The 9,101-nt window shown below is 58.7% G+C and carries 6 protein-coding genes (1 of these 6 only partly in view); 4 read left to right on the top strand and 2 right to left on the bottom strand.

Features of this window, described 5'->3' with window-relative positions:
• Positions 1-46: 46 nt before the first annotated feature.
• Both syrD and PI739_RS19310 read right to left on the bottom strand, forming a co-directional pair.
• Complete coding sequence (syrD, locus tag PI739_RS19315) at positions 47-1,747, bottom strand: cyclic peptide syringomycin export ABC transporter SyrD (RefSeq protein WP_003433908.1); 1,701 nt, start codon at positions 1,745-1,747, stop codon at positions 47-49.
• Positions 1,748-1,827: 80 nt separating this feature from the next.
• A complete protein-coding gene (locus tag PI739_RS19310) occupies positions 1,828-2,889 on the bottom strand; it encodes a TauD/TfdA family dioxygenase (RefSeq protein WP_003433909.1) in 1,062 nt (353 codons plus the stop codon).
• Positions 2,890-3,221: 332 nt separating this feature from the next.
• On the opposite strand from PI739_RS19310, the gene syrB1 reads away from it, so the two are divergent.
• From syrB1 to syrE, 4 genes are all read left to right on the top strand, one after another.
• Positions 3,222-5,066: a syringomycin E biosynthesis L-threonine--[L-threonyl-carrier protein] ligase SyrB1 gene (syrB1, locus tag PI739_RS19305; RefSeq protein ID WP_054081197.1), complete on the top strand. Its 1,845-nt coding sequence runs from the start codon at positions 3,222-3,224 to the stop codon at positions 5,064-5,066.
• Between the two features lie 17 nt (positions 5,067-5,083).
• Entirely contained in the window at positions 5,084-6,016 is a 933-nt protein-coding gene (gene syrB2, locus PI739_RS19300) for a syringomycin E biosynthesis L-threonyl-[L-threonyl-carrier protein] 4-chlorinase SyrB2 (protein WP_003349549.1), read from the top strand.
• Between the two features lie 72 nt (positions 6,017-6,088).
• Positions 6,089-7,300: a syringomycin E biosynthesis aminoacyltransferase SyrC gene (gene syrC, locus PI739_RS19295; RefSeq protein WP_054081196.1), complete on the top strand. Its 1,212-nt coding sequence runs from the start codon at positions 6,089-6,091 to the stop codon at positions 7,298-7,300.
• 388 nt (positions 7,301-7,688) lie between these two features.
• Positions 7,689-9,101: the 5' end (the start) of a syringomycin E biosynthesis non-ribosomal peptide synthetase SyrE gene (gene syrE, locus PI739_RS19290; RefSeq protein ID WP_271352103.1), read on the top strand. The gene runs 26,958 nt beyond the window's last position; only the first 1,413 of its 28,371 coding nucleotides appear in the window; the start codon lies at positions 7,689-7,691; its stop codon lies beyond the right edge, outside the window.

Below are 9,101 nucleotides of genomic sequence, written 5' to 3'. Positions count from 1 at the left end.
CAGTTTTGTGAAGGACCATCCCTGGGAATTTGGACTGCGCTTGAGTTCAGGCGCGCTTGCCCTGGACCTCGCACTTCACGTCGGAGACGATGCAACCGTCGGCCAACTTGATGATGCGGTCGGCCAACTGGAAGTACTGATCGTCGTGAGTAATGATCAGGATCGTCTTGCCGCGACGTTTGAGGTCCGGCAGCAATTCCTCGTAAAAGAAACGCTTGAACGGCGGGTCCTGGTCGGCGGCCCACTCGTCCAGCAGGTAAATCGGACGGTCCTCCAGGTAGGCGCAAACCAGTGCCAGGCGTTTCTGCTGGCCGTACGACAAGTCCGTGGTGGTCGAGTAACCAAGTCCCTCGATCTTGACCTTTTCTTCCAGGCCCAGAGTCGACAGGTATTTCTGCGCCTGATCGGTGCTGGGATGTTCTTTCTCGTCAGGACCTATCAATCGGTTGAACACATGGAAGTCAGAGAACACCGCCGAGAACAGATCGCGATAGTTGCCGCGCGAGTCGTCTGTGACCGCCGTACCGTCGAGCAGTAGTTGACCCTCTTGCGGGATGTACAGGCCGCAAAACACTTTGGCCAGGGTGCTTTTGCCACAACCGTTGCCGCCGACGATGTAGACCAGTTCACCGGAGTGGATCGTCAGGTCGATGGGTCCCAAGGCAAAACCGGAACTGCTCTGCGGGTCCTTGTAGTTCATGTGTACGTTCTTCAGCTGGATACTGCCCCATGACTTCTTGTGATCGAGGAGCAGCACATTGTCGGCATCGCTGGTTTCCGGTTCTGGGTGCGGTTCGTTGATGGAGAATCCGAAATCCGCCAGTCGCGTGCAGGCAATGCGTCCCTGGGCCAGCATCGGCATGGCGCTGACCAGCATCACCAGCGGACCCATGATGTACAGCACCGCCAGCACACTGGCGCTCATGGTCCTGGCATCGATAACAGCGAACATCGGCGCAACGAACAGCAGGCAGCCGACCAGCAACGACAGGGTCAACTGGCCAACGTTTTCGGCGCCAGTGAACCAGAGCCGTTCAATGTAGTTGTACTTCGCGACCCGCACCGAAGACTCCTGGATCGCCGAGCGGCTGAACCAGCGGCGGCGAATACCGTTGAGTTTCAGTTCCTTGAGGCCGAACACCAGCGCGTGTGTGTATTCGTTGAAGGCCGTGAACTCGTCGCGCACCTTGTGGGTGAACTTCATGCCACCCATGAAAAACAGCATGTACATTGCAACGCCCAGCACCATCAGCGAGATGGTTATTGCAAACACCACCCAGGACAGGTAGGCCAGGTAGGCAATACCGAACAGGAACACCGCCGACTCCACCAGGATCGTTGGCATGACCAACAGCGTAGCGTTGAGTTGCGGCATATCACTGGTCAGCAGGGTCAGCACATTCGGCGCACCACGGCGGTCGATTTCCTCAAGCGGCGTGCCGAGGATCTTGCGGCACAGGGCAATGCGCATACGGGTCATGATGCGCATGCTGGCGTAGGCCGGAAACAGCGACGCACCGTTGCGGAAAACCAGGGCAACCAGGCTCAGGCCAACGAACCAGAACAACGACTCACGCTGAAAGGTCTCCTCGTGAATCGCCTGGTTGATCACATTGACCACGGCAATGGACGCAACGCCGCTGATGAGCCCGGTCAGCAGCGTAAAGAACGTCAGCCAGGGATGGCTGCTCCACAACAGACGCATGATCGAGCCTGGTCTGGCCTTCTTTTCTTGCTTGGTTTTCATTAGCTGCTGCCCTTGAATTCATTAGCCAGCGCGGGCGCCGGTGGTTGAAAGTCCTGGCTTGATAACGGGATGTCGGTCATTCAGGCCGGTTGCCAAACGTCGCCGCGAGCGGTCATTTCGCCCATGGCGACAACGATCAGCCGGGGTTCCTCATAAGGGTCACGGGCGTGTGCGGCAAGCATGTTGTCAAGCATCACCACATCACCCTTGCGCCAGTCGAAACGCACAGCGCAAGCCTCGTAGGCTTTACCGATCAAGGCCATCACCGAGTCCTCGATGGCTGAGCCGTCGCCATAGCTGACCAACCGTGGCAGGCGCTCGGGGCCGAACATGTCGAGCAGGTCCTCACGCAGTTCCTCGCCCATGCAATACGGGTGATGCAATTGCACCTGATTGAAGAAACAACGCTCGCCCGTGAAGGGATGGGTGATCACTGCCGGGCACTGGGTGCGCAGCTGCAGGGTGTCGCCGTCAAGCCACTCGAAGTCTGTACCTTGCTCGCGGCAACGCTGCTCGATAACGCTGCGTTCGGACGTGCCGAAGAACGATTCCCAGCTCGGCTCGACACCGGCGGTGAAGGTCCGGCTGTAAAGCAGACCTTTGCTCTCGAAGCGCTCGACCACCTCTTGCGGCAGGTACGCGAGCACTTGACGGATATCCGCCAGCGGCGTTGCTCCACCCACCCGCGATGGCTGCTCGCAAAAGAAAAATTGCTTGCGTGGCCAGCTTTCCAGGTGCGAACTCTCGTTGTGATAAAGGATCATCTCGCGCTCTGGATACGGCGTTGAGCGATAGACATTGCGCCCGCCTTCCTTTTTCGGAAGGTCGCCGTACGCGCCGTGCAGGCCAGGTGAAAGCGCCTCGGCAAAGCCTTCGAAGGCAGCGACCGAAGGCAGATCAAATCCCCGAAACAAGACCGCGCCGTGACGGCACAGCAGCGTCTCGATCGCTTCGCGCCGGGCGCTGGCCCACAGCACCGGATCCAGTCCGTCAACTGTTGGCTCGATCACCACAGGCAAACGGGTACCGGTAGCCAGCAAGGACAACCGTACCGACGGGTCAGCGGCCCTGTCAGGCCAGGTTGGCGCATCCGTTTGCTGTTCATCAGCGAAAACGGGCGCAGTGTTAGCTTGAAGACTCATGAACAAACTCCTGGACCTCAGCCCTTCACATCCACTTTTTGTATGGAGCCAGACCAGTACGCTCCGGCACCGCGCAAGAATAAAAACACTGATGACCAGAGGCGTCTGTCACCGCAATCCGGGACATCGGTCGCGAAGAGTGTCGATGCGTACTGATCAGAATCGGCAGGCTTTGTCCCCATTTCCCTCGACAGACGCAGCCCGGCAGTCGGTGCTGAAATGCGCCAACTGCGGATCATGCCGGCCCATTGACGGATTCGTCAGGCCGCAGGGATGTCTCGATTGCAGCGGATTTGAACGCTGCGTCTGGTTATTACACAGGAGCCTTGGTCATGCCGATTACGAACACTGACGAATCGCTTAGCGCCGCGTCAGCCCCTCTCAAACCCGGTGCTTTCCTGCACGAGATATTCAGTGACAGGGCGCGACAATTTCCTGAGCGCACCGCCGTCAGCGATGCCGCCCGGACGTTGAGCTACGCACAGCTCGACGCGCTGTCGACAAAGCTGGCTGCACGTTTACGCGATGAAGGTGTGACCTATGGCACGCGTGTGGGCATGTACCTGCCGCGCAGCGTCGATCTGGTCACCAGCCTGCTGGGTATTCTCAAATCCGGTGGCACCTATGTGCCGGTCGACCCGCAATACCCTGGCAAACGCGTCGAGCACATCGTGCGTGACAGCGAGCTGAGCCTGATCATCGGTGATGCCACCAACCTGCCGAAAATACCGTCGCTGCGCGTATTGGCACTCGACGAGTTACTGTCCGCGCCGGCGCTGCAATCGGCCGCTGAAGACACCCGTATCGACCCGAGTACTGCCACTGCCTACATCATCTACACCTCGGGTTCCACCGGTGAGCCCAAGGGCGTACAGGTTTCCCATGGCAACGTCAGTCGCCTGCTGGAAAGTACTCAACGCGTCTATGGCTTCAACGCCCAGGACGTCTGGTCGATGTTCCACTCCATCGGTTTCGACTTCTCGGTCTGGGAAATCTGGGGTGCCCTCGCCCATGGCGGCCAGGTGGCCGTTGTCCCGTATGACGTCTCGCGTTCTCCTGCCGCCCTGCGTCAATGGCTCGCCGATCAGCGCATCACCGTGCTCAGCCAGACGCCATCGGCTTTCCGTGGTCTTGATGAAGCCGATCGTGGCAACACTGCTTCTCTGGCGCTGCGCTATGTAGTGTTCGGTGGCGAAGCGTTGCCCGCCAGCGTGCTGCGTTCCTGGGTCGAGCGCCATGGCGACCAGAAGCCTGCGCTGATCAACATGTACGGCATCACCGAGGCCACCGTTCACACCACCTTCAAGCGAGTGTTGGCGCAGGATCTGGAAACAGCGGCCATGGTGTCTCTCGGCAAGCCGCTGGACGGCTGGCGCCTGCACCTGCTTGACGCGAGTCAGACTCCGGTCGCGGCAGGCACTACTGGCGAGTTGTACATCGAAGGCGCGGGCGTGGCTCAGGGCTACCTGAACCGTGAGGCGCTCAACGTCGAGCGCTTCATCGAGTTGCCCGGTGCTGTACGCGCCTACCGTACTGGCGACCTGATGACTCTGGAGGGTAATGGCGAATACCGTTACGCCGGTCGCTGCGACGAGCAATTGAAAATCAGCGGTTTCCGCATCGAGCCCGGCGAGATCGAAGCCTCTCTGCAAACCAGCCCGAGCGTGGCCGCTGCCCATGTTGGCGTACATGATTACGGCGATGGCGACCTGCGCCTGGTGGCTTACGTGGTGCCAGCCCAGGGCGTCGAAGCCTGGACCGAACAGGCCCGCAGCGAAGTTGCTGCATTGATGGCCGAAAATTTGCCAGAGTACATGCGTCCCTCGCTGTATGTGCCACTGGCAGAGCTGCCGGTGACCCCCCACGGCAAAATCGACAAGCAACAACTGCCCTCGCCAACCGCTGCCGCGACGACTTCACAAACGACTGACGTCAAAGGCCTCAGTGAACAGGAGCACTTCGTGCTCAAAGTCTGGAGCGAAGACCTGGGTCTGAAAAACATCGGTGTCAATGACGATTTCTTCGATTCCGGCGGCACTTCTCTGGCATTGATCCGCTCGCTGAGCAAGCTCAAGACACATTACAAAATCAACCTCGACCCCGGGATCCTGGCGGATGGCGCAACGGCCAAAGTCCTGGCCGACCACATCTCCCGTAGCCTTGTTCAAGCCCATTGACCGAAAAGGAAAAGCTCATGAGCAAAAAATTCGCTTTAACTGCGGAACAGCGTGCCTCGTTCGAGAAAAACGGCTTTATCGGTCCGTTTGACGCCTATTCGCCAGAAGAAATGAAGGAAACCTGGAAGCGCACCCGTCTGCGCCTGCTCGACCGTAGCGCCGCCGCCTATCAGGACCTGGACGCCATTTCCGGGGGTACCAACATCGCCAACTATGACCGCCATCTGGACGATGACTTTCTGGCCAGCCACATCTGTCGCCCGGAAATCTGCGATCGCGTCGAAAGTATCCTCGGCCCTAATGTGCTGTGCTGGCGCACCGAGTTCTTTCCCAAGTATCCGGGCGATGAAGGCACCGACTGGCATCAGGCCGATACGTTCGCCAATGCCTCCGGCAAGCCGCAGATCATCTGGCCGGAAAACGAAGAGTTCGGCGGCACCATCACCGTCTGGACGGCGTTCACCGACGCCAACATTGCCAATGGCTGCCTGCAGTTCATTCCTGGCACCCAGAACAGCATGAACTACGACGAAACCAAGCGCATGAGCTATGAGCCCGACGCCAACAACTCGGTGGTCAAGGACGGCGTGCGTCGCGGTTTCTTCGGTTACGACTATCGCCAGTTGCAGATCGATGAGAACTGGAAGCCCGACGAGGCCTCTGCTGTGCCCATGCAGATGAAAGCCGGGCAGTTCATCATTTTCTGGTCGACCCTGATGCACGCGTCCTATCCGCACAGCGGCGAATCACAGGAGATGCGCATGGGCTTTGCGTCACGCTACGTACCGTCGTTCGTGCACATCTATCCGGATTCGGACCACATCGAAGAGTACGGCGGCCGCATCAGCCTGGAGAAATACGGTGCGGTGCAGGTGATCGGTGACGAAACACCGGAATACAACCGCCTTGTGACTCACACCACACGCGGCAAGAAATTCGAAGCGGTCTGACCCACATACGTCAGACGACAGTAGCCTCGCGCAATGTGCCTGAAAAAAGCGCCCGACAAAGAGTGACGATCCATGACTATTTCCTCCGATGCAGCGATGCGTCTGTGCGAGACGGTGAGGATGCTCAGGCACCTTGCCCTCAATTTGCCCGATCCCGTGTGCCTGAGCTTTCTCGCCCGGGACGACGGTCCTCTGCCAGAGCCGGCGTGCTCCAGCGTGCGAGCCGCCGAGCGGGCAATCAATGCGGCGTTTGCGCGCATCGGTGTGCGCACCCTCCAGTACTTGCATGGGGACGAGGCACAACTGTCGTCGTTCGAATACTTTATAAGCCGCAAAATATGCGAAGCGCTCGACTATACCTACGAGCACTTCGACGATGCTGAAGACGTCACCGCCTTCAATCGACTGCTCAAGCATTTCGAATTCAGTGGTGCAGTGCCGCACATCGAGACACTGCATCTAACCACCCGTGACCATGCGCCTTTGCTGGTGCATGCCAGTACCAACCGCGAGCTGCCTCCTGTGGTTCTGGCATTACCCTGCGGCATTCCGTTCGATCTCTGCCGCGACTGGTTCAATGCCTTGAGCGAGCGGTTTTTTGTCGTGACCTGGGAGACCCGGGGACTGTTCGGTGCCTGCGAGGCGTTCGACCAGATCGCGGTGGACACCGATGCCCAGGTTGCCGATATGATCAGCGTAATGAATCACTTCAGGTTATCCAGCGCGCATCTGATGGGTATCTGCGGCGGCGCGGTCATCGCCCTGAGCGCCGCTGCAGCCCATGCCGACCGGGTCAACTCCCTGAGCCTGTGGCATGGGGATTACAACCTGGGCGACAACGACCTGCGCACCGCTCATCAGCAAAACTTCGAATGGCTGATGGAAAGCGCAGCTCAGGATCGCGGCGAGGCTGCTGACCTGCAAGCGATGTTCCTGGACCAGTCGACGCTGGCCACTACCCCCGAGTCCATTGCCCACGTGGTGCTTTACCCCTATGTCAATCCCGAGTTGTTCTATCGCTATGCGCGTTTGAATGACGCACTGAACAAGACCGAGCTGGCATCACGACTGGCGCGCATCAGCGCGCCAACTCTGGTCGTGGCTGGCGATGCCGACTCGACGACGCACATCGGTGGCTCACGGCATATCGCTGCGTCGATCAAGGACGCCACGCTGCACATAGAACACAATGGCAGCCACCTCGCGTTCTTTGTCTCCAGCCCGCAATCGAAACACACCGCCTTCAGCTTCCTGGACGAAGTTCTTCAGCCCGCTGTCGCCTGACAGTCGCGCGATACCTCGGCGAATAAAAGGGCGGGGGCTCAGGCCCCCGACTTCACTCTGCGCTGCGGCCTTGAGCGCGGCGGTAACCGGCTCACCTTCCAGGCGGCACACTGGCGCAGCACCAATCAACAACCTTCCCTTCACCACCCCGCTCCACAAGCCAGTCGAATCGGTCCGGGCCTTTATACCGAACAGTCTTGAATCATTGAACACCCAGCCCGGAAGCCCGCAGTTGTCCCAGCTTCCCACGACAGACATCCCCAAGGGGATGCTCTATTTTTTTTTCAATGTTTTTAGTCCTCCCTCCGACTGGCAGTCGTCCAGCCACATGCCGCGCCGCCCTTCGACCGGAGACGAGCCAATTGATTTCGCAAACAGGTGCTTTGAGATGAATTCGTTGATCGACAATCTGTGCACGCAAGAACAAGAACCCCTTTCGCTGGCTTCGGTTCAGCAAGGTATCTGGCTCGATCAGCTCACACACCCGCACCTGCCTTACTACAACATCGGCATGACTCTGGAGATCAAGGGCGAGATCGATATTGTGTTGTTCGAGAAAGCCATCCAGATGGTCATCGACAGCCATGACGCGTTGCGCCTGAGTTTCAGCCACGAGAGGGGCATGGGCGGCCAGCGTGTTCTGTCCGAGGCGCCGTTCAAGCTTGAAGTGACCGACTTGCCTGAGGTCGACGGCGACGCCGAGCATGCCATTGCGCATCTGCGCGAGTCCTTCCGCCAACCCTTTGAGTCAATGACCGGACAACTCTGGGAGTCGCGTCTGGTTCGTTGCGGTCCGCAACTTTATTACTGGTTCAATCGCTTGCACCACCTGGTCGCCGACGGTATCGGTGCAGTGCTGATCGCGCACGCCGTCAGCGATGCCTACTCAGGCTTGCTGGAAGGCAAGCAAACGCTTGCTGAGGGGCCTTCTTACCTCTCGTTCCTTGAAGAAGACAAGGCCTACATGACGTCTTCTCGCTACGAGCGTGATCGACTGTTCTGGGAGCAGACCTACGCCCAACTGCCGCCGGTTCTGCTGCAACGCAGAGCGGATTTCAAGGCAGGCGTAACCAACGGTCCAGCTCCCAGTGACCAGGTTCAAGCCATGTTGCCCCGCGCGCTTTACAACGCGCTTACGCAGTTTGCCAGCGAATGCAACCTGTCCGTGGCTCATGTACTGGTCGGAGTGATCAGCACCTATTTCTGCCGTACCGTAGGCGTCGATGAGATCGTTGTCGGAATGCCGGTGCATAACCGCACCAATGCTCGTCAGAAAGCCACCATCGGGATGTTTTCCTCGATCAGCCCGATTCGCGTGGGCTTCGATCCGCATGCAACGCTGGTCGACCTGATGAATAACATCGGTACGCAACTACGCCGCACTTACCGTCACCAGCGTTTCCCGATTGCCGAACTCAACCGTAGCCTGCGGCTGGCGCAAACCGGACGCCATCAGCTGTTCGATGTTTCACTGTCATTCGAAAGCTTCGATGGTGATGTCACGTTCGGCTGCGAAGACCCGGCGCGGGTGCTGATGCTGGACAACGGCTACGAACAGACGCCCATGGCGATCTTCGTACGCGATTACCATCCCTCTGAAGACATCCACCTGGACTTCAACTTCAACACGGCTTACTTCACCTTCGAGGAAGTTCAGCGCATACAGCAGCGCATTTTCGCCATGCTTGAAGCTGTGCTGAATCAACACGACAACCCTTTGGCACACTTCCCGCTGATGAGCCAAAACGAGCATCAGCAACTGGCAACTTTCAACCAAACCGCCCTCGCCTATCCTCGCGAC

Source organism: Pseudomonas cerasi (assembly GCF_027983475.1).
GTDB classification, from domain to species: domain Bacteria; phylum Pseudomonadota; class Gammaproteobacteria; order Pseudomonadales; family Pseudomonadaceae; genus Aquipseudomonas; species Aquipseudomonas cerasi.
The sequence above is the reverse complement of the archived record's forward strand: the minus strand, read 5'-3'. Positions and strand labels throughout refer to the sequence as shown.